The 19,730-nt window shown below is 35.8% G+C and carries 19 protein-coding genes; 16 read left to right on the forward strand and 3 right to left on the reverse strand.

Annotated features, from left to right (window positions below; all coding sequences use genetic code 11):
* Window positions 1-39 precede the first annotated feature (39 nt).
* Window positions 40-516 (reverse strand): hypothetical protein, encoded by a 477-nt coding sequence (locus tag BS34_RS0110280; RefSeq protein ID WP_029408426.1) that lies wholly within the window; start codon window positions 514-516, stop codon window positions 40-42.
* Window positions 517-604: 88 nt separating this feature from the next.
* On the opposite strand from BS34_RS0110280, the gene BS34_RS0110285 reads away from it, so the two are divergent.
* A complete protein-coding gene (locus BS34_RS0110285; protein WP_029408427.1) occupies window positions 605-1,369 on the forward strand; it encodes a hypothetical protein in 765 nt (254 codons plus the stop codon).
* A 233-nt stretch (window positions 1,370-1,602) separates the two neighbouring features.
* Here BS34_RS0110285 and BS34_RS0110290 read toward each other — a convergent pair whose 3' ends face one another.
* On the reverse strand, window positions 1,603-2,835 hold the full coding sequence (locus BS34_RS0110290) for an RNA-guided endonuclease InsQ/TnpB family protein (RefSeq protein ID WP_029408428.1): 1,233 nt from the start codon (window positions 2,833-2,835) through the stop codon (window positions 1,603-1,605).
* Window positions 2,836-3,314: 479 nt separating this feature from the next.
* On the opposite strand from BS34_RS0110290, the gene BS34_RS0110295 reads away from it, so the two are divergent.
* Together BS34_RS0110295 and BS34_RS0110300 are read left to right on the forward strand one after the other, a co-directional pair.
* Window positions 3,315-3,542: an AbrB/MazE/SpoVT family DNA-binding domain-containing protein gene (locus tag BS34_RS0110295; RefSeq protein ID WP_029408429.1), complete on the forward strand. Its 228-nt coding sequence runs from the start codon at window positions 3,315-3,317 to the stop codon at window positions 3,540-3,542.
* Window positions 3,543-3,544: 2 nt separating this feature from the next.
* The gene (locus BS34_RS0110300) at window positions 3,545-3,940 is read left to right on the forward strand and encodes a type II toxin-antitoxin system tRNA(fMet)-specific endonuclease VapC (RefSeq protein WP_029408430.1); all 396 of its coding nucleotides are present in this window, start codon (window positions 3,545-3,547) and stop codon (window positions 3,938-3,940) included.
* A 385-nt stretch (window positions 3,941-4,325) separates the two neighbouring features.
* On the opposite strand, the gene BS34_RS0110305 is transcribed toward BS34_RS0110300, so the two are convergent.
* Window positions 4,326-5,639 (reverse strand): ATP-binding protein, encoded by a 1,314-nt coding sequence (locus BS34_RS0110305; protein ID WP_029408431.1) that lies wholly within the window; start codon window positions 5,637-5,639, stop codon window positions 4,326-4,328.
* A 718-nt stretch (window positions 5,640-6,357) separates the two neighbouring features.
* On the opposite strand from BS34_RS0110305, the gene BS34_RS12370 reads away from it, so the two are divergent.
* The 13 genes from BS34_RS12370 to BS34_RS0110375 all read left to right on the forward strand — a co-directional run bounded on the left by BS34_RS12370 (window position 6,358) and on the right by BS34_RS0110375 (window position 19,664).
* Window positions 6,358-6,573 (forward strand): hypothetical protein, encoded by a 216-nt coding sequence (locus BS34_RS12370; protein WP_051640850.1) that lies wholly within the window; start codon window positions 6,358-6,360, stop codon window positions 6,571-6,573.
* The gene (locus BS34_RS0110320; RefSeq protein ID WP_029408432.1) at window positions 6,570-6,848 is read left to right on the forward strand and encodes a DUF2442 domain-containing protein; all 279 of its coding nucleotides are present in this window, start codon (window positions 6,570-6,572) and stop codon (window positions 6,846-6,848) included. Before BS34_RS12370 ends, BS34_RS0110320 begins: the two co-directional genes overlap by 4 nt.
* A gap of 482 nt (window positions 6,849-7,330) precedes the next feature.
* Window positions 7,331-7,963 (forward strand): Fic/DOC family protein, encoded by a 633-nt coding sequence (locus BS34_RS0110325; RefSeq protein WP_029408433.1) that lies wholly within the window; start codon window positions 7,331-7,333, stop codon window positions 7,961-7,963.
* 907 nt (window positions 7,964-8,870) lie between these two features.
* Window positions 8,871-10,109: a nucleotide sugar dehydrogenase gene (locus BS34_RS0110330; RefSeq protein WP_029408434.1), complete on the forward strand. Its 1,239-nt coding sequence runs from the start codon at window positions 8,871-8,873 to the stop codon at window positions 10,107-10,109.
* Between the two features lie 207 nt (window positions 10,110-10,316).
* A complete protein-coding gene (glmS, locus tag BS34_RS0110335) occupies window positions 10,317-12,170 on the forward strand; it encodes a glutamine--fructose-6-phosphate transaminase (isomerizing) (RefSeq protein WP_029408435.1) in 1,854 nt (617 codons plus the stop codon).
* A 16-nt stretch (window positions 12,171-12,186) separates the two neighbouring features.
* On the forward strand, window positions 12,187-13,203 hold the full coding sequence (gene galE / locus BS34_RS0110340; RefSeq protein WP_029408436.1) for a UDP-glucose 4-epimerase GalE: 1,017 nt from the start codon (window positions 12,187-12,189) through the stop codon (window positions 13,201-13,203).
* 50 nt (window positions 13,204-13,253) lie between these two features.
* Complete coding sequence (locus tag BS34_RS0110345) at window positions 13,254-14,267, forward strand: NAD-dependent epimerase (protein WP_029408437.1); 1,014 nt, start codon at window positions 13,254-13,256, stop codon at window positions 14,265-14,267.
* A gap of 67 nt (window positions 14,268-14,334) precedes the next feature.
* Window positions 14,335-14,772 (forward strand): acyltransferase, encoded by a 438-nt coding sequence (locus BS34_RS0110350; RefSeq protein WP_051640851.1) that lies wholly within the window; start codon window positions 14,335-14,337, stop codon window positions 14,770-14,772.
* Window positions 14,741-15,991: a lipopolysaccharide biosynthesis protein gene (locus BS34_RS0110355; RefSeq protein WP_029408439.1), complete on the forward strand. Its 1,251-nt coding sequence runs from the start codon at window positions 14,741-14,743 to the stop codon at window positions 15,989-15,991. Before BS34_RS0110350 ends, BS34_RS0110355 begins: the two co-directional genes overlap by 32 nt.
* The gene (locus BS34_RS0110360) at window positions 15,988-17,157 is read left to right on the forward strand and encodes an O-antigen ligase family protein (protein WP_029408440.1); all 1,170 of its coding nucleotides are present in this window, start codon (window positions 15,988-15,990) and stop codon (window positions 17,155-17,157) included. Before BS34_RS0110355 ends, BS34_RS0110360 begins: the two co-directional genes overlap by 4 nt.
* Window positions 17,132-18,214, forward strand: coding sequence for a glycosyltransferase (locus BS34_RS0110365; protein ID WP_029408441.1), 1,083 nt, complete (start codon window positions 17,132-17,134; stop codon window positions 18,212-18,214). The genes BS34_RS0110360 and BS34_RS0110365 overlap by 26 nt, the downstream gene beginning before the upstream one ends.
* Window positions 18,211-19,287 carry a glycosyltransferase family 4 protein gene (locus BS34_RS0110370; RefSeq protein ID WP_029408442.1) on the forward strand — a complete coding sequence of 359 codons (1,077 nt, stop codon included), beginning with the start codon at window positions 18,211-18,213 and terminating at the stop codon, window positions 19,285-19,287. Before BS34_RS0110365 ends, BS34_RS0110370 begins: the two co-directional genes overlap by 4 nt.
* A gap of 185 nt (window positions 19,288-19,472) precedes the next feature.
* Window positions 19,473-19,664 carry a hypothetical protein gene (locus tag BS34_RS0110375; RefSeq protein WP_029408443.1) on the forward strand — a complete coding sequence of 64 codons (192 nt, stop codon included), beginning with the start codon at window positions 19,473-19,475 and terminating at the stop codon, window positions 19,662-19,664.
* Window positions 19,665-19,730: the final 66 nt, after the last annotated feature.

The raw sequence follows: 19,730 nt of genomic DNA on the forward strand, positions 1-19,730 counted from the left end.
CTCTGTTTAAACTTAAATTTACGTGCATTTTTTTCTTTTTCATCTTTGCATTGTTTGTCTAACTTCAGAAACTCCTCGTATAGACTTTCTAAGCTCTGTTTCAAGAGGTCCTCCAATTATTTTCCCGCAATAAAGTCCCCGCTTTGCATAGTAGCAAGGTGTTTCCTTCTTTTTAATCGCCTTTACTACCTCACTTTTTGTTCCGAAAGTAGGCTCTGATAAAGAAAAAGAGCTTGTAAAGAACCATTCTGGCAAGTCATCAAGAATATCGTACATTTCAAATAATTCTTCAGTTAATCCAGAAATCAATGCTGCTTCTAACTCTAGAATTTGATCACCTTCTACTTCATCCAGCTCAAAAGGCTTATCCTTAAATAAATCACGAATATCACCTTCATAACGATTTATATGAAGACATATCCCATCTAAAAACTCTTTATTCCAATAAGACAACGGAAATGGATCTGTGTCATTCTTAATACATTCAAAAGTTTCTTTTGCTGTCCTTATGTTCATATTTTTCCTCCTAAATAAACACCGTTAACCTATATAGTAAATCATCAGGTATAATTAGGGCAATTAATTTTAATTTTTTGGTTACAACATGAACTATTTAGATTTTGAATATGAACTTTATCAGTATATTTTTAATGAGGCTAATTGCTTATGGAAATCAAAACAATATTCAGATATCTACCCTCCTTCACATTTTGAACAAAAAGGTGCTAAGTATCTATCGTACAAAATAAAAGCTTTTTTTGATATATCCAACATTGCTGGTATTGAATCTGAAATAGAGCGCCTACAAAAATTTTATCTAGAACACTATGCAGGGAACACCCATAAAACAAAAAAAATGCCCGAACGCTTTCCTATTATTTTTGACACCAATGAACATCAAATAGAACAAGCACAAATAAGGTTTGAGAATGCTTTTTCATCAAAAAAAATAAAAAATATTAATGCAATTTACAACTTGGGGACAGTGTCAAGAAAAGAACTATCGCGCATTCAAAATAAGTTAAAAGAATCTAATGCCAATATACGTATACGTAGTAAACATGCTTCTGAAGATTCTTATGAGCCACCAGCAAGAGACAGTGATGAGTTTTTCTGCTATCTAAGAAAAAGTGAATTAATCAATCAATTTGGGGAGGATGCACAAATACGAAAAAAGACGGGTAAAAGATTTAAAGCAATTTTCAAAACTAATTCTGACACAATTCGAACCAATGCTGGTTTTTATTTATTTCATCAAAGTTTTGATGTACAAGAAATCGACTTTCCTTTAAGAAAAAGAGCAACTAAAGAACATCGCATCAGCATACCTGGATTTAGTGATATTCAAATTTCATCACCTGGACTGTAAAGGTTTAAACTTACACAGACGGTAATCAACTATTTATCTATTCATCTTATTAAAGCAATCATTAATAAAATCAATATAACCCTACTCTAACCAGCTGATAATAAATAATAAATTGACAATGCTAATATATTCAATAATCTATTCATTATAGTTACCAGGCCTGGTTAAAAGCATTCAAACAAAGAGTTATTGACATCCTACCCGCCCTAAAGGACAGGGATTCCTAGCAGGCGTTATGCCGTTAAGAGTAGGCTTGTATTGCTACTACCTACTGGTTCCTGCTTCACAGACGAAACTAACGTTTCAACTCCACAGGCTAACAAGCGATGTCCTCGCTCAAGTACATTTAAAGCCCCCACCAAGTCGGCATTGGCTTTAAATCCACATTCTGTACACGCAAAAGCACTTTGGCTTTTGCGGTTGTCACGGCTAACATGATGACAGCTAGGGCAGATTTGCGAGGTGTATTGAGGGTTTACCCTCATAACATCTCCGCCTGACCAGGCCTGTTTATACTCCAAAAACGAAACGAACATTCCCCACCCTTGGTCAAGGATAGATTTGTTAAGACCGGATTTCGCTTTGACGTTTTTACCAGGCTGCTCAATATTTCCCTTTGAACTTTTAGACATATTCCTTACCTTTAAATCCTCAACAACAATCATTGCGTGGTTTTTGCTGATTTCGGTTGAAGTTTTGTGTAAGAAGTCTAAACGAGCATTGGCAATACGCTCATGCAGTCGTGTAATGATTTGTTTCTGTTTTTTCCAATTAGCAGAGAAACGGACTTTTTTAGACAGCTTGCGCTGTTCAAAAGCCAGTTTCTTTGATAACTTCCTAAAACTGTTTAAAGGCTCTATGTATGAACCGTCCGATAACGTTGCAAAACGGGTAATGCCCATATCTATACCAACCATTGATGTTGATTTATGGTGTTGAATTTCAGCTTCGTACTCAGTCTGAATCGACACATACCAATGTTTTCCCTTGCGAGAAATGGTCATGTTTTTAACATCACCGATAACTTGGCGTGAATTACGATACTTCACCCAACCTATTTTAGGAAAGAACACTTTGTTAGACTCTTGCTCCAGTTTAAACCCTTGGGGGTATCGAAAACTATCGGAAGCCCTTTTCTTTTTAAATCGTGGCACACGCTTCAAAGACTGCTTTTTATCAAAACCGTCTTTGAACGCTTTTTCTAAGTTTTTTAAGGTTTGTTGCAACGGTTGAGAATGAACGGTTTTTAGAAATCCATAATCTTCTGAGGATTTCCAAAGCTTTAGCCAAAATGCCAACTCGTTGTACCAAAGCAATGGTTGCTTCTGCTCTAATCGAAACAGATTCATGGCCAAAGCTTTATTCCACACAAAGCGGTTTGCACCCGCAAACTCAATCATTTTTTGAGATTGTTCAGATGTCGTATTGAGCCTGAATTTAAAAGCTTTGCGAATCATTTTTTTCATATGAATATCGTAACAGTATTCAATTAATGACACAATCTAAAACAGGCTACGCCTGTTGTGCTTATATCCCCGACCTGAAGGGCGGGGTTTTACGAACTGAGTGATAAAAAACGCGCTTAAGATTGCAAAAACCTTTTGGTCAATGATTATAGATCACCCTTTAATCTCAGAAGACTTCAAAAAAATCATTAAACCATTTATTGAAGAAATCAAGAGATTACCCGATCAAGTCGGGTAATGACGTGAGAGCTTTTTGTCAGCCTCGGCATTGCCCACCACGTTCATCACTAGTACAACCCTCTCCGTCATCTTCGGGCTTGACCCAGAGATCTAAAAACCGCCAACAAAGATTATCCAGTCAAGCTGGATAATGATGCTTGGTGCTACATGAAAATTGGTTAGTGGTGATTTGTTGATATCCCGGTACAATGTATATACAATAATGGATATACAAAAAAGATTGGGGGGAGCGCAAAAATATGGAAGCAAAAATTTTTCAGTCCGGAAACAGCCAGGCAGTAAGGATTCCAAAAGAGTTTCGCTTTGATGTTTCAGAAGTAGAAATCTTCAAACGTGGCGAAGAAATCATCCTAAAACCTAAACCTAAAAACCTTGGGGTGGCCTTTAAGCTTCTTTGTGATATGCCAAGTGATTTTATGGAAAACGATCGAGATGTTTCTCCTCCTCAAGAAAGAGAAGCTTTCTAACCATGTATATTCTTGATACCAATATTTGCATCTACATAATCAAAAAGAAACCTCCAGGAGTTTTTAAAAAATTCGAACAACTACCTATTGGCTCAGTATCCATGTCGCTAATCACCTATGGAGAGCTTGAATACGGTGCTTTAAGGAGTAACAATTCAGAAAAAGCCCTAAATGTACTTGAAGAGCTGGCGAATTACATTCCTATATTGCTTGCTGGGGTTGATGTTGCTAAAGAGTACGCTAGCATTAGAGCTGATTTAGCCTCCAAAGGAACTCTTATTGGCAATAATGATTTATGGATTGCTGCTCACGCCCGTTCTCTTGGCTACACTCTTGTAAGCAACAATATCAAAGAATTTGAAAGAGTAGAACACCTTCAATTAGAGAACTGGGTATAAATCCAAACAGCTTAAGTCTTTACAAAATGTTAGCCCTTTTAATTACAAACCATAAAATTCTCACATCCAATAAAAATAAGATTACCCGATCAAGTCGGGTAATGACGTGAGAGCTTTTCGTCAGCCTCTGCATTGCCCACCACGTTCATCACCAATAAAACCCTCTCTGTCATCTTCGGGCTTGACCCGGAGATCTACCAACCGCCATCACAGATTATCCAGTCAAGTTGGATGATGACGTAATGAAACAGATTATCGGATCAATCCTAAAACGATGAAAAAAAGATTACCCGATCAAGCCGGGTAATGACGAACCCTAGTTTCCCATAACGACAAACACAAAAAACTTCATGCCTGCATGAATTGGTGATTCACACTCTCAAACTCAAATACGAGATAAAAGAAATTCAGTGTAATAAAGCGGCATAACAATATTATCTTGCTCTAACTCACTAGAGCCTTGAGTGCCTGTCAGTTTAATGGTCTTATGAGGAGCATACTTATCAATATAAGATTTAAGGGACTTAGCTCGAGTCCGCTTACCACTTTTTACCTCTACTGGGACAATTTTCCCAGAATCATTACTTACAACAAATTCAATTTCAGCTCGCCCACTTAACCACGAAAAACTTGGTTCTATACCCAGTGCAGCCAACTCTTGTTGCACAAAATTTTCTGCAATATATCCTTTATACGCATAACCCTGCTGTTTAATCTCCTTAAAGCTTGTTTCCAGCATGGCATTAAGCAGACCAACATCAAATAAAAACAGCTTAACCATATTATCTTTTTTATACGCCGCCAAAGGCGATCTAGGCTTACCTTCAATAGGATAGTTTTTTAAAACTAAACGGCAACGATGCAACCAGTTAATCGCCCCCTCAAACTCTAAATAACGTGATTTTTTTTCAAAAACACCTTTAAACTTAAAGCGCTTAACCGACTCATCTAACACCAAAGACAATTGAGAAGGCACCCCACTAAAAACAGACTCAATTAACTGTGAATCCAACTTGCCAGAATATTTTCCAAAATCTCTTTTATACCCCTCAATCAAGTTCAAATGTATCTGACTTACCGCCGCAATTCTCTCCAAACTGCCCACATTAGAATTTTCAAACCAGCACTTAACAGCTTCAGGCATACCACCCGTAAAGTAATAATCTGTTAATTTTTCAAATAACTTAGTATGAACGATTTCTGAGTTAGCCTGGGATTCAAAAGCCTTAATAAGCATAGCCTCATTAGATGCCCATAAAAACTCTCTAAAAGTAAACGGCCTTAAATAATACTGCTCTACCTTACCAACCGGAAAAGAACTCAATAAACCGATATTAGAACCACTCGCAGCAACAAAATATTCAGGAGCCTTTTCCGCAAAATATTTTAAAGACGTCACCGCTCTCTGGCATTCGCCAATCTCATCTAATATCAATAAATCGGCTTTAGGATCAAACGCAACTCCGGTAAAAACTTCTATATTTGCAATTAATTCAGTAGGATCAAGACTTCCTGAAAAAACCTGAATCAAATCAGGGGTTTCAAGAAAATCTAAACGTAAAACCTGAGCAAACTCCTTACCTAACAACTCCTCCAATAGAAAAGTTTTTCCAGTTTGCCTAGCACCATCAATTAATAATGGTTTTCTTTTATCTCGATTCTTCCAAGCAATCAGCTTATCCAACAACAGGCGTTTCATCTATAGACCTTATTAATTTACACACCCTTTCCATTATAACAAATACACTTTTATGTACAATTTTTTTGTAAAAAAACACACTTATATGTACGTAAAAATGTAAAAACCAATAAATATTATCCGGTCAAGCAGGATAATGACGAACCACTAGACCATCATTGCGAGGAACGAAGTGACGTTGCAATCTATGAACACTCGCCGTCATCCTCGGGCTTGACCCGGGGATCTTCCTAAGGCAAAGCAAAGCAAAGCAAAGAATCAAACTCAAACCATGGATTACCACGCTGCGCTCGTAATGACAAACCCAAAAACCTTAATGCCTTCGTGTCTTCGTGACTTCGTGGTTAACCCATCTCGTCATTGCGAGAAGAAAAGTGACGTGGCAATCTCATTCGGCAAAATGCTTAGCCTTGGAAGATTCTTCACTGCGTTCAGAATGACAGGCCTGGTAAATAGCATTAAACTCAAACTCTGGACTAGCAATCTCTGCAAGTAAGACCATCAGAAATCGCTAAACCCAAATCTACATTCAAAAAATAAGAATACACTCAAAACCTTTATCTACCATTACAAACAAGAAATCATTATAATTAAATCACCAAAAATCAATATCTATACAGAGAAAATCGTGCCTAAATTATTCGAGTATCTTGGTATCATCATTATGTTTTTCTCCAATTAACATGAACCCATTCATGTCCATGGTAAATTTCAAGGAATGGAAACCAAGGCTGAAATAATTATAGAAGACGGCAAAGTCATAAATGTAATCTTAAAAGACGTTGCCGGCCATAAACCTCTCGAACTAAATAAATCAAAGGCTTTTAAAGAATTTGTAGAAACATTCTCTGATCAAATCGTTCAACGCTGGGTTGACTACTTTATTTATCATAAATCAGTTAAATGCATAAAAGTTGAAGGAAAAATAAAATGATTCCAACAGAATTAGCTATCACAAATGTGAAACATTTAAGCAACTATAAATTATTAATCTCTTTTAGTGATGGTCATCAGCAGTTGATAAATTTTGAACACTTCCTATTCAATCACCAGCATCCTGATATCAAAAAATATCAAGACATCAATCTATTTAAAAACTACTCCATTACAGATGGGGATTTAGAATGGAATAATTATGAGCTTTGCTTTCCCATAGCAGATATATATCTAAATCAGCATATAGAACACAAAAAAACAAATGTTGCCTAAGAAAACCATCAAACAAAATAGTGCAACAACCATGGATTACCACGCTGCGTTCGTAATGACAAACCAAAAAAACTTGGTGTCTTCGTGACTTCGTGGTTAACCAATCTCGTCATTGCGAGGAGAAAAGCGACGTGGCAATCCATGAACACTCACCGTCATCCTCGGGCTCGACCCGGGGATCTTCCAAAGGCAAGAATTAACCATCTAAATACAACACATGAATAAAACTACTATTCATCCTGTCTTAACCTCTGCACAAGCCACTTAAAATCTTAGACTTTCATTCTCAAATAAACTATGATTAATATCCAATAAGGAGCAATTAATGATATTTCACAGAGACGGGTTAACTCAACCAACCACTCAAAAATCAATCTCTTTTATAAAAGCTAACTCAGCCTTAGAAGGTCAACGTTTAAGCTTTACGGATATTAAAAACTCTTTAAAAGTAGTTTCAAAAAAATCAAAAGCGGACGACGTCATTGAGCAAATTATTATACGAAAAGGTCTCAGAAAAGCAGCTTCATCCCTACCCTCAAGCCAAAGGGATTTATGCAAATAACTTTAATATTCTAAACAAAAAAGAACTTGAATCTCTAGAAAGAGAAATAACTTCAGTTAGACAAGCTGAGCTTATTTCAGATATATCAACTATTATCAAAATAACCATCCCCCAATACCTCTATAACTTTAAAACTTTCACGATGATTCATCAGCGCCTATTTTCTGACCTATACCCTTGGGCTGGTAAAATTAGAGATTTTGATATGTCATATGACGGACATATTTTCACCAACTATAAGGAATTAGTTTTTTATGGTGAAAAAGTCTTTAATGAATTTAGAACTCATGTAGAACAAGGCTTTGAAGATCAAACTCATTTTATTAAAGAAAGTGCAAAGTTTTTAAATTTAATTAACACCCTACATCCTTTTCCAGATGGAAATGGACGAACCCAGCGCAATATCATTAACATCCACTTTAATTATCATGGCTTTGAACTTAATTGGAATAACATCCACCAGTGGGAAGTATATGAAACCCTAAAACAATCTTTTGAAGGAAATATTGAACCATTAATAGACATGCTCAAAAAGCACCTTAAAGAGTTGTAAAAATCTAAGTATTTAAATTCATAATATCTCCTCACGTTTTGGTAAATAAAGCAAATACATACAAAAACTGAGAGAGCTTCTCCCCTTATTTACAAAAAGCAAAACAACTCGGCAATCCATGAACACACACCGTCATTCTCAGGTTTGAACAACTACGTCATCCTCGGGCTTGACCCGGGGATCTTCCAAAGGCAAAGCCAAGAATCAAGCTCAAACCCTGGATTACCACGCTGCGCTCGTAATGACAAAACCCAAAAACCTTCGTGTCTTCGTGATCAATCAATCCCGTCATCCTCGGTCTGAGCAACGCCGTCATCCTCGGGCTTGACCCGGGGATCTTTCAAAGGCAAAACACAGATTATCCAGTCAAGCTGAATAATGATGTAATGAAACAGATTACCCAATCAAGTCGGGTAATGACGAACCACTAGACCGTCATTGCGAGGAGCAAAGCGACGTGGCAATCTCATTTGGCAAAGTGCTTAGCCTTGGAAGATTCTTCGCTGCGTTCAGAATGACAGAACTATTTTGCAATCTTGCGTTACCCATGTCATCCTGAGCAAAGCGAAGGATCTCCCAATGGCACGATAAAAACCTAATGACTAAAAAATGGAAGCTGCCAGGCCTGGTAAGTTCGCAATCAGCAAAGCTAAGCATCAAACTCAAACCCTGGATTACCACGCTTCGCTCGTAATGACAAACCCAAAAACCTTCGTGACTTCGTGTCTTCGTGGTTAACCCATAACAAAAACCCAAAAACAACATAACTTCATAACTTCATAACTTCATGGTTCATCCATTCAAAACCAAACACATTAGCAATCACTTAAATTTATTTACGTATATTTATTTACCTTGTGATAAATATTCGCTAAGATAAACAAAATTTATCTATAAAGGTGTATACATGAAAATCGCAGTGGCTGGAACCGGTTATGTTGGCTTATCACTTGCTATGCTTATGGCACAAAACCATGAAGTGGTGGCGTTAGATATTATTCCTGAAAAAATTGATTTACTTAACAACAAAAAATCACCGATTGTTGACAATGAAATCACCCACTTTCTAGAAAACAAAACCCTCAACTTTACCGCAACCTTAGACAAAGACCAGGCCTACCAAAATGCCGATTTTGTCGTCATTGCCACGCCAACAGATTACGATACAGAAACAAACACCTTTAATACACGTTCAGTAGAAGCCGTTATTAATGACGTAATCGCAATAAACCCCAACACAACCATGATTATTAAAAGCACCATCCCTGTTGGATACACTGAAGCGTTAAAAAAACAATTAAAAAGTCAAAATCCCGCATTAAACATTAAACTATTCTTCTCACCAGAATTTTTAAGAGAAGGTAAAGCGCTTTACGACAACCTCTACCCATCACGCATTATTGTGGGAGAACAATCTCAACAAGCCAAAACCTTTGCAGGCCTGTTAGTAGAAGGCGCAGAAAAGCCAGAACAAGACATTCCCGTTCTATTTACCGACAACACCGAAGCAGAAGCCGTTAAACTATTTTCAAACACCTACCTAGCCATGCGAGTTTCCTACTTTAACGAACTAGACACCTACTGCGAATCTCACGGATTAAGTGCAAAACAAGTCATAGAAGGCGTAGGCTTAGACCCTCGCATTGGTGATCACTACAACAACCCAAGCTTTGGTTACGGAGGTTACTGCCTACCCAAAGACACCAAACAACTACTTGCCAATTATCAAGATGTACCCAACAACATCATCAAAGCAATCGTAGACTCAAACACCACCCGTAAAGACTTTATTGCCAGTCAAGTCATTAAAAAATTGACTGCTGGCAGTCATCCTGAGCAAAGCGAAGGATCTCCTAATAGCAAAGTCGGCATCTACCGCCTAGTCATGAAACAAGGCTCAGACAACTTTAGAGCCAGTGCAATACAAGGCATAATGAAACGCATAAAAGCCAAAGGGATTGAAGTCGTAATCTACGAACCCGTATTAACCGAAGAAGGCAAAACCGAATTCTTTCACTCAAAAGTTATCAGTGATCTCAATGAGTTTAAACAACAAAGCAACGTAATCATCGCCAATCGTATGATTGATGATTTACAAGATGTAGCAGATAAAGTCTACACCCGTGATTTATTTGGGAATGATTAAAAATTTTGAATAATAAATTTACCCTGTGCTCACAATGCAGAAATAGCCACAGGGAATGCCAGGCCTGGTAAAAGAAACACCAAACAGAAAAAAGCCAAAACTAGTTACGTATTATCATTTACTGAATCATACAAAACAGCTATGGTAATTTTCTTTTATATTACTTATTAACAACTTTTAAACCACGCTATATTGACAGGAAAACTCATGTGCGGAATTGTTTGCGGCGTCGCAGAAAGAAATATTGTTCCCATTCTTTTAGAAGGTTTAAAGCGACTAGAATATCGTGGATATGATTCTGCAGGGATTGCTTTATTAAATTCACAGTCCCAATTTCAACGAGTTCGTTCATTGGGTAAAATTGTAAATTTAGAAAATTGCATTCAAGCTCAACAAACTGATTTTAATAGCAATATTGGTATTGCCCATACCCGCTGGGCCACTCATGGAGTACCCGCCGAACACAATGCCCACCCGCACATCTGCAACAATCAAGTTGCTGTCGTTCACAATGGTATTATTGAAAACTACCAGTCTCTAAAGTCAGATCAAATAGCTGAAGGTTATGTTTTTACCTCAGAAACCGACACTGAAGTAATTGCTCATTGCATTCATAAAGAATTACAAAACTCATCAACACTGCTGCGAGCAGTACAACAAGCTATAAATCACTTTAAAGGTGCATTTGCCCTTGGTGTGATCACCACAAATTATCCAGACACACTAATTGCTGCTCGTAAAGGTAGCCCATTAGTTATTGGCGTAGGTATTGGAGAATTCTTTATTGCCTCTGATGTTTCTGCACTATTACCAGTAACTCAAAACTTTATCTTTTTAGAAGAAGGTGATATTGCTGAAATCACACGCCAAGAAATTAAAATTTACGACCTTGATGGTAAGTTAATAGAACGACCAATTAAACAATCGCAATTAACCACAAATTCAATAGAGCTAGGCGAACACCGTCACTTCATGCACAAAGAAATTTTTGAACAGCCGCAAGCGGTTATGGACACCCTTGAAGGCCGTGTTACCAAAGATACCGTGCTAATCTCAGCATTTGGACACCAAGCAGAAGAAATCTTTAAGAGTATTAAACAAATTCAAATCATTGCCTGCGGTACCTCATACCACTCTGGTCTTGTTGCCAAATATTGGTTTGAAGATATTATCGGTTTACCATGCCATGTAGAGGTCGCCAGCGAATACCGCTACCGAAACCCTGTAATACAAAACAACACATTGTTTATCTCCATTAGTCAATCAGGAGAAACCGCTGATACGTTAGCAGCTTTACAGAAAGTAAAACAACTAAAAAACAAATTCAACATTCCAACTTTAACTATCTGCAACGTGCCAGAATCCAGTTTAACTAGAGAAAGTGACTTAACCTTCTTAACTCATGCAGGCCCAGAGATTGGCGTAGCCTCTACCAAAGCTTTTACTACACAGTTAGTTGCACTGTCTTTACTGTTAACCTGTATTGGTAAAAGCTTAGGTGTAATGTCACAAGTGCAAGAACAGCTTATTGTAGATGGTTTACTGAAGCTACCTAACTTAATAAGAAATGTTTTAAAAAACGAAAGCCTAATACAAAAATTAGCCAATTCTTTTGCCGATAAACATAATGCCCTATTCCTTGGGCGTGGCACAATGGCACCCATTGCAATGGAAGGTGCTTTAAAACTGAAAGAAGTAAGTTACATACACGCTGAAGCCTACCCAGCTGGCGAATTAAAACACGGGCCATTAGCCTTAATTGACGAACAAACCCCAGTAATTGCCATTGCCCCAAATGACGATTTAATAGAAAAATTAAAGTCAAACCTTCAAGAAGTTAAAGCCCGCGGCGGTCAAATGATAGTATTTGAAGATGAATGGTCTAATGTAGATAGCGTGCCTGGCTTAGAAATAATAAAAACGACTAAACATGTTGGACGTATCACAGCGCCCATAACTTTCAATATTCCACTTCAATTGCTTAGTTATCATGTTGCCTTAATAAAGGGAACAGATGTCGATCAACCGAGAAACCTAGCAAAATCAGTAACAGTTGAATAAATTCAAAGGAAACTCTATGGAAAGTATACTCATAACCGGCGGTGCTGGCTATATTGGTTCTCATACATCTATTGAGATATTACAAGCAGGTTATCATTTGGTAGTACTTGATAATCTTAGCAACTCTTCAATTGAAGCTATTCATCGTGTTGAAAACATCACTAATAAATCAATTGAATTTATTAATGGTGATATTCGTGATCAAAAGTTATTGAGAGTGATTTTTGAACGTTTTAAAATCAGAGCAGTAATTCACTTTGCCGGATTAAAGGCGGTGGGTGAATCGGTAGCAATGCCGTTACGCTATTACGACAACAATGTATCAGGCTCGGTAGCATTATTTGAAGTTATGGAAGAGTTTGGTTGCAATCAATTAGTGTTTAGCTCTTCCGCTACAGTATATGGTGACCCAGCCAGTGTTCCAATAAAAGAAGACTTCCCTTTATCGACTACCAACCCCTATGGGGCCTCTAAATTAATGATCGAAAACATTTTACGTGATCTACATACCAGCAACCAGGATTGGTCAATCGCCTTGTTGCGCTACTTTAATCCAGTGGGTGCTCATGCGTCTGGCCTAATCGGTGAAGATCCAAATGGCACACCCAACAATCTAATGCCATTTGTATCTCAAGTAGCTATTGGTAAGCGTGAATGTTTAAGTGTATTTGGCGATGACTACAATACGGCTGATGGAACAGGTGTTCGAGATTACATTCATGTAGTGGATTTGGCAAAAGGTCACCTAAAAGCCATACAAGCCATAGAAAATAGTAAAGGGGTCATTACTCTAAACCTAGGGACCGGAAGAGGGTATTCAGTTCTTGAGGTTATAAAAGCATTTGAAAACGCGTCTGGAAAATCTGTGCCTTATGAAATTGTTGACAGACGCCCTGGGGATGTGGCCGAATGCTATGCAAACACAGCCCTTGCAAAAGATATCTTAGGCTGGGAGGCTAGTTTAGATATTAATGAAATGTGCCAAGACTCATGGAATTGGCAATGTGCAAACCCTAATGGGTATCAAAAGTAAAATATTTTTAACATAAAGTACCGTTGTAAGTAACAAAAGAGGCCTCATAAGTGAAAATTTTAGTAACAGGTAGCGCTGGGTTTATTGGTTTTTCTTTAACAAAGACCTTAATAAAATTAGGTCATACAGTTATTGGCATAGATAATCTTAATGACTATTACGATGTAGCCCTTAAACTTGACCGACTAAAACATCTAGACAAAGAAGAGCAGAATGGCAGATTTATTTTTTTAAACATTGATTTAACTAATCGAAATAAAATTGAAAAGTTATTCATCACTGAAAAATTTGATATTGTTGTGAACTTAGCAGCACAAGCGGGTGTTAGATATTCCATTGATAACCCGCATGCATATGTCGACTCTAATTTGGTTGGGTTTTTAAACATCCTAGAAGGTTGCAGACACACCAATGTAAAACATTTAGTTTACGCAAGCTCTAGCTCAGTCTATGGTATGAACACAAAACAACCATTTAGCACAGAGGACCGCGTAGACTTTCCTATTAGCTTATATGCAGCGACTAAAAAATCAAATGAATTAATGGCCCACACCTATAGTCATCTTTACAACATTCCAACAACTGGATTAAGGTTTTTTACAGTTTATGGGCCAATGGGAAGGCCTGATATGGCTTATTTTAAATTCACTAAAGCCATCCTTGAAGGTAGACCAATTGATGTTTATAACAATGGCGATATGAAACGAGATTTCACTTATATAGACGATATTATCGAAGGTGTTATACGCGTTATGGAAAATATTCCAAAATCTAAAGACTCTATAGTTTCAACCGCTAAAGCACCATATAAAATTTACAACATTGGTAATAACCAACCAGTAACACTACGTCGTTTCATTACAGCAATAGAAGATGCTTGTGGTGTAAAAGCCAAAGAAAACCCACTACCAATGCAAGCTGGAGATGTTCCAATTACTTACGCTGATATAGATGATTTAATTACTGACACCGGTTTTAAGCCAAGTACATCCATTGAAGATGGGATATATAAGTTTGTGCAATGGTACATTGAGTATTACAAAATAATCAATAAGAGAGTATAAAAAATGCATTGCTTTATTATTGCATCCTTATGCTTTGATTATAGAAATTATTAGATAAAGGCGTTTCATGCTTAGCGGATTAAAAGAAAGATTATTTAGATATATGCTTGGAAATGAAAACTATTTCAGAAGGCAAGGGGTAAAAATAGGTAAAAACTGCCGCCTGTTAGGTGCTATTAGCATCGGGTCAGAGCCTCACTTGATCAAGATTGGTGATGATGTCAGCATCACTGAAAGCATATTCATTACTCACGATGGTGGCGGATGGGTTTTTAAAAATGAAAATGACTGGCCGCGATTTTATAAAGAAATCAAAATAGGGAACAAGGTTTTTATTGGTACTAGATGTATTATTACCCCTGGTGCTGTGATTGAAGACAACGTTGTAATTGGTGCAGGTTCTTTAGTACACGGAACACTTGAATCTGGCTGGGTCTATGCTGGCATACCTGCAAAAAAAATTAAGACGATTAATGAATATGGAAGAAAGTTTGAAAACATATAAAGATAGATTGGCTTTTAATATATTTTCATTAAGCTTCGCAAATATGTTAGGGCCATTGATTAGCTTTTTAAGTCTTCCTATAATCACAAGATTGTATAGCGAAAACGAGATTGCGGAGTTTTATTTTGCAGTAGCTCTAACACAGTTTTTCATTATAATTTTGAACCTGAATGTCAATCAATCTATTCTTAGCTCAAACTCAATATTTTCAATTATAAAACGACTATCATTAAGCATCTCCCTAGCGTTTATGCTATTCACAGCTATCATAATTGCTACGTTTATTTATTCTTTATTTTCCGATATTGAAAGCTACTTTTGGTTTGCTTTAGTATATTCATTGCTTGGATCATGGATACTAACATTTAATATACTGCTCGCCAGATTTAAAAAAATTAAAACTATTGCTCTTTTTGCAGTATCTAAGCCACTGTTATTTATATTTTGTACCTTGGGTAGTTATTACTTTTTAAACGAACCTTACTCTCTCTACATATCATATTTATTTGCGGAGCTTTTAACACTATTTGCAATACTTTATATCTTTAGGAAAAACATTTTTTTATTAAAAAGATTAAAAATTCAAAAAAAAATGTACATTGATGATGTTGCATGGTCTTATTCAAAGTACATACTCCCATCTTCTGTAAACTCTGCAGGATTTAATGTGTTTTTAATGTGGGTACTTAAAATCAGCTCAGCAGAAATGCTCGCAATTTATGTATTACTCTATAGGCTTGTTGGTGTACCTGTAAATGCTGTCGCTTCAGGTGTTAAACTTACAATATACAGATCATATATTGATCACAAAATATGCTTAACTTCCTTCCAAAAAAAAGCAGTATTAATACTATCTATTATTATTTTTATCATAGCTATTTTGGAACCTATTTATGGTGACCTAATTTTTGGCTTCTATCTCGGAAAAAACTATACAAATTATTCTAATTTTCTTTTAGTTACATTAATCTGGCTTGCCAGCTCTTTATTATTAGCAATACCGGTTGAAATTCTAAAGCATAGCCCAAGCAAAAAAATAATATTTAAAATTGACATGATAGGCATGCTTTTCAAAGTGTTAGGTGTATATCTACTATGGCTTAACTACAATGGAATAAACTACTTAAACCACTTATTCATAATGCTCACATCAATAAACATCACTTCTTTTTTTATTTATAATTTTTATTTGCGGAATCAATTAAAGGTTCACGAATGATTATTACAAAAAGAATCATATTTGTGTTCTTGCTCGCAGGGGTATTTATTTTCGGCTTAGCAATGAGTGCAACTCAGTTATCTAAACTTGCACATATATCATTAGGTTTAACTTTAGTATTCTACTTTTTAAATGCTCAATCTCTTCAAATAAAACTACCATCAGGCTTTGGATATATATTTGTTTTTTATTTATTCACGGCTCTAAGCTGGTATTGGACGGAAGGCTATAATTTCAACTTACTATTTAGGCTAATAACACTATTCTTTCTAATTCTAATTATTGGTGCACTTCTTCAAGAGAAGCTAATTAGACCAATAGATATCTTATATTTATCCTATATTCCAGGCTTAATTAATGTTTTAGCCTATTTTCTAGATATTAATTACGTAACAATAATTTACGAAATCAACAGCGACCTTGCTAAACTAAGATTTGGTGGCTTGGCAGGTCACCCAAGTGCTCTGTCCTTAGTAGCTGCTCTACCATTAATGCTAATGACTCTATTGACTTTTAGATCGCTTTTATCAAAAAAAGAGTTAATATTCAACGGCATACTCAGCATTGCATTAATTCTTTTCTTTATTACTGTCACAGGATCAAAAAAACTAGTCATATTTGGTGTTATATCAATTATTTTTTTTGGATTTTTCACATCCAAGATTTACTTTAAACATACAAAGCTTTTTGCTTATGTCATCTTCACTTCAGTATTCATTTTAACTCTTATCAGTTTGGCAGGTTCTGATTTAGAAGTTATTAGACGACTACAACTTATGCTCGAAGGGGATGAGTCAACCTTAGAGCGTGCACAGATGATTTTTATAGGATTCAATATTTTCACTGACAATATTCTGTTCGGATCTGGATTAGGTTCATTCGCTGTAAAAAGCGGACTAGGCTACTATTCTCATAACAACTTGATTGAGATTTTGGTTACTGGTGGTGTTTTCGGATTCATTCTTTACTATAGCTACATGTTATACATACTGAAAAGTACTTTTAAACATAAACACCATAAGACTATGTTTCTATTTCTTTTGTTGTTAATTTTGTTGAATGATTTTACTGGTGTCACTTTTTTTGAAAGATCAACTCAAATCTTTTTTATCACAGCTTTATATATTTTAAGGAATGAACATGAACATTATCCTGTTAATAGATAATCTTGGGAGTGGCGGAGCGCAAAGACAAATAGTAAATTTGGCTAATGACTTAATTTGTTTAAAATTTAACGTCACACTTATTTACTACAGAGATTTAACTCATTACCAAAAAGACCTGTCCTCCTCTGTCAAACTAGTGAGGATAGGGCATAATAAAAACTCAAATATAAGCTTATTATTTAAGGTAATTAAACGTGTTAATACTGAAAAACCTGACGTATTAATTTCTTATTTAAACACCCCAAATATGATAGGCCTTATGTGTAAACTATTACGCCCAAGAACAAATTGGATTGCCTCAGAAAGAAATACTGTCAAAGAGCCTAAACTAAAAGAGTTGTTATGGAGAAAAATTGCGTTTTTCTTTGCTGATTCCGTTGTTTCGAATAGTTATTCACAAAAAGAATGGCTTGAAAACAATAAGTTAGTAAAAAAAAGCAAATCACATTTGATATGGAACTCTGTTGCACCTCAGTTCTTTCAAGTTAGCTCCAGTGGGGCGCCCAATAAATTTCTTTCAATTGGCAGAATCTCATATCAAAAAAACCCTGAACTTTTAGTAGATACAATAAAAGCTGGCAAAGAGTTGTTACCGCCAGATTTTTCAATGGATTGGTATGGTGATGATGACCCAGAAATTGGAGATATGCGCGAAAGAATACAACAAAAAATAAGAAAGCACGCCATACCTATTACTTTTCATAGTTCAACGACAAACATCATTGACGCATACCAAAACTCAGGATGTCTAATATTAACTTCAAGATTCGAGGGGTTACCTAATGTTGTACTTGAAGCAATGGCAAATGGTGTGTTTGTAATCGCTTCAAATGTATCAGACATACCCCTTTTGCTAGGCAAAAATGAGCGCGGTTTTATATATGAAGAAGGCAACTCAGAGGCTCTATTAGCAAAAATAAAAAAATACTTCACTTTAAATGAACAAGAACGTTTTACTCTTATTGCGAAAGCAAAAACTTTTGCCTTAAATAACTTTGAAAATGGCTCATTAGGCAAAAATCATTTAAAACTAATTTATAAAGGTAAAAGTAAATGATTCTAATTTGTACTCCAATGCCACCACCTACAGGTGGTATTACTACTTGGAATTCCGAACTGGTTAAGAGTGGAGTTTTTACTGAAAAAGAACTCTATTTCTTTAAAACTAATTCCGAAAGAAAAGAATCTGGTATTTATAGTTCAGGTCGTCGAATATTTGACGGCATAAAACATTTACGAAAAAAGATAAGTTCATTCTATAAACTTGTTAACTCAAAGGAGAATGGTGTTGATTTAGTACATATAAACTCATCTGGCGGTCTAGCTCATTTTAGAGACCTTATGTTGATTATAATTTCGAAACTATCAGGTAAACCTGTAGTGCTCCATTGTCACTTTAATTTTTATAATGCTTGGAATAACAACATATTTAATAGCTCGGTGTTTAAAGTAGCTTGCTTATTATCCAACAAAGTATTGATTTTTGACGAACCTTCAAAGCATCACTTAAATGAACAAAAATACATTTCAATTTTTAACGGTTTTGGAAAAATTAAATTCGTACCAACGAACTATCCTGAAAAAGAAAATATATTTTTTTATGCTGGGTGGATAATTCCACAAAAAGGAGTATTTGATCTAGTTGCCGCTTGGTCTAAACTTGGAGAACAGGCTAAACACTTTAAATTAATTTTAGCAGGCTCTTCTCAAAATAATTATAAACAACTCATTACACAGCAAATATCTAACCAAAATAATATTGAATACGTAGGGCAACTAAACAGAGAACAAATGAATGCACTCTTAGGGAGAGCCAAATTCTTTGTACTTCCAAGTTATAGCGAAGGTTTTCCATTTGTATTAACCGAAGCACTTGCTTATGGATGTCATTTAATATCAACAGATGTTGGTGGGTTTTATAGCTACTTGAATGATAAATCGGTATGTAGCTTGGTTGAAGTTGGAAATATAGATAATCTCGCTAACCAATTAAAGCAGTCAATAGTTTCGAGTGAAAGCTCAAGTTCATCAACATTCAATTCTTTAAGTGAATACCAAAACTACTTAACAAATGAACAGATGGCTTTAGCACTAAAAAAGATTTGGGAACAATTGATAAGTACAAAATAATATCGCAAGATTAATTCGTATTCGGTTTACCGAAATTGAAAAAACATCTATATAAGATTAGTACATACAAAAAAGCGGTCTTCCACTATCTAGAAATATAAGGTTAGGAGATGAATTTTGTTAATTGATGTGTAATTGAATACAAGAAAATGAAATACTTTTACTTTATAAATTTGGAATACAAAATGAAAATCGGCATATTAACTTTTCACTTTAATAAAAACTTTAGAATTGTGGTACCCGATGCTTTAGCGTTAGGCACCCGTGTTTTAATATCCGACAAGGTCAACATAGCGCGTGAAATTGAACAAATGCAAGCAAGCCTGGTAGAAAGTGATACTTTAGAAGGTACACAAAATCTTATCCAGGCCTGGTAAGATTTATCAGCTGAATAAAAACAAACCATTAAACAAAACACCACTCCATGCTATGGGCAAAAATTT

Origin of the sequence: Thiomicrorhabdus sp. Milos-T2, from assembly GCF_000702325.1 — a bacterium.
In the GTDB taxonomy this organism is placed as follows: Bacteria; Pseudomonadota; Gammaproteobacteria; order Thiomicrospirales; family Thiomicrospiraceae; genus Thiomicrorhabdus.

What these genes read in the sequence shown, in the direction of transcription:
- BS34_RS0110280 (WP_029408426.1), bottom strand. Translation starts at nt 516, where the DNA reads ATGAACATAAGGACAGCAAAAGAAACTTTTGAATGTATTAAGAATGAC.
- BS34_RS0110285 (WP_029408427.1), top strand. Translation starts at nt 605, where the DNA reads ATGAACTATTTAGATTTTGAATATGAACTTTATCAGTATATTTTTAAT.
- BS34_RS0110290 (WP_029408428.1), bottom strand. Translation starts at nt 2,835, where the DNA reads ATGAAAAAAATGATTCGCAAAGCTTTTAAATTCAGGCTCAATACGACA.
- BS34_RS0110295 (WP_029408429.1), top strand. Translation starts at nt 3,315, where the DNA reads ATGGAAGCAAAAATTTTTCAGTCCGGAAACAGCCAGGCAGTAAGGATT.
- BS34_RS0110300 (WP_029408430.1), top strand. Translation starts at nt 3,545, where the DNA reads ATGTATATTCTTGATACCAATATTTGCATCTACATAATCAAAAAGAAA.
- BS34_RS0110305 (WP_029408431.1), bottom strand. Translation starts at nt 5,639, where the DNA reads ATGAAACGCCTGTTGTTGGATAAGCTGATTGCTTGGAAGAATCGAGAT.
- BS34_RS12370 (WP_051640850.1), top strand. Translation starts at nt 6,358, where the DNA reads ATGGAAACCAAGGCTGAAATAATTATAGAAGACGGCAAAGTCATAAAT.
- BS34_RS0110320 (WP_029408432.1), top strand. Translation starts at nt 6,570, where the DNA reads ATGATTCCAACAGAATTAGCTATCACAAATGTGAAACATTTAAGCAAC.
- BS34_RS0110330 (WP_029408434.1), top strand. Translation starts at nt 8,871, where the DNA reads ATGAAAATCGCAGTGGCTGGAACCGGTTATGTTGGCTTATCACTTGCT.
- glmS (WP_029408435.1), top strand. Translation starts at nt 10,317, where the DNA reads ATGTGCGGAATTGTTTGCGGCGTCGCAGAAAGAAATATTGTTCCCATT.
- galE (WP_029408436.1), top strand. Translation starts at nt 12,187, where the DNA reads ATGGAAAGTATACTCATAACCGGCGGTGCTGGCTATATTGGTTCTCAT.
- BS34_RS0110350 (WP_051640851.1), top strand. Translation starts at nt 14,335, where the DNA reads ATGCTTAGCGGATTAAAAGAAAGATTATTTAGATATATGCTTGGAAAT.
- BS34_RS0110355 (WP_029408439.1), top strand. Translation starts at nt 14,741, where the DNA reads ATGAATATGGAAGAAAGTTTGAAAACATATAAAGATAGATTGGCTTTT.
- BS34_RS0110360 (WP_029408440.1), top strand. Translation starts at nt 15,988, where the DNA reads ATGATTATTACAAAAAGAATCATATTTGTGTTCTTGCTCGCAGGGGTA.
- BS34_RS0110365 (WP_029408441.1), top strand. Translation starts at nt 17,132, where the DNA reads ATGAACATTATCCTGTTAATAGATAATCTTGGGAGTGGCGGAGCGCAA.
- BS34_RS0110370 (WP_029408442.1), top strand. Translation starts at nt 18,211, where the DNA reads ATGATTCTAATTTGTACTCCAATGCCACCACCTACAGGTGGTATTACT.
- BS34_RS0110375 (WP_029408443.1), top strand. Translation starts at nt 19,473, where the DNA reads ATGAAAATCGGCATATTAACTTTTCACTTTAATAAAAACTTTAGAATT.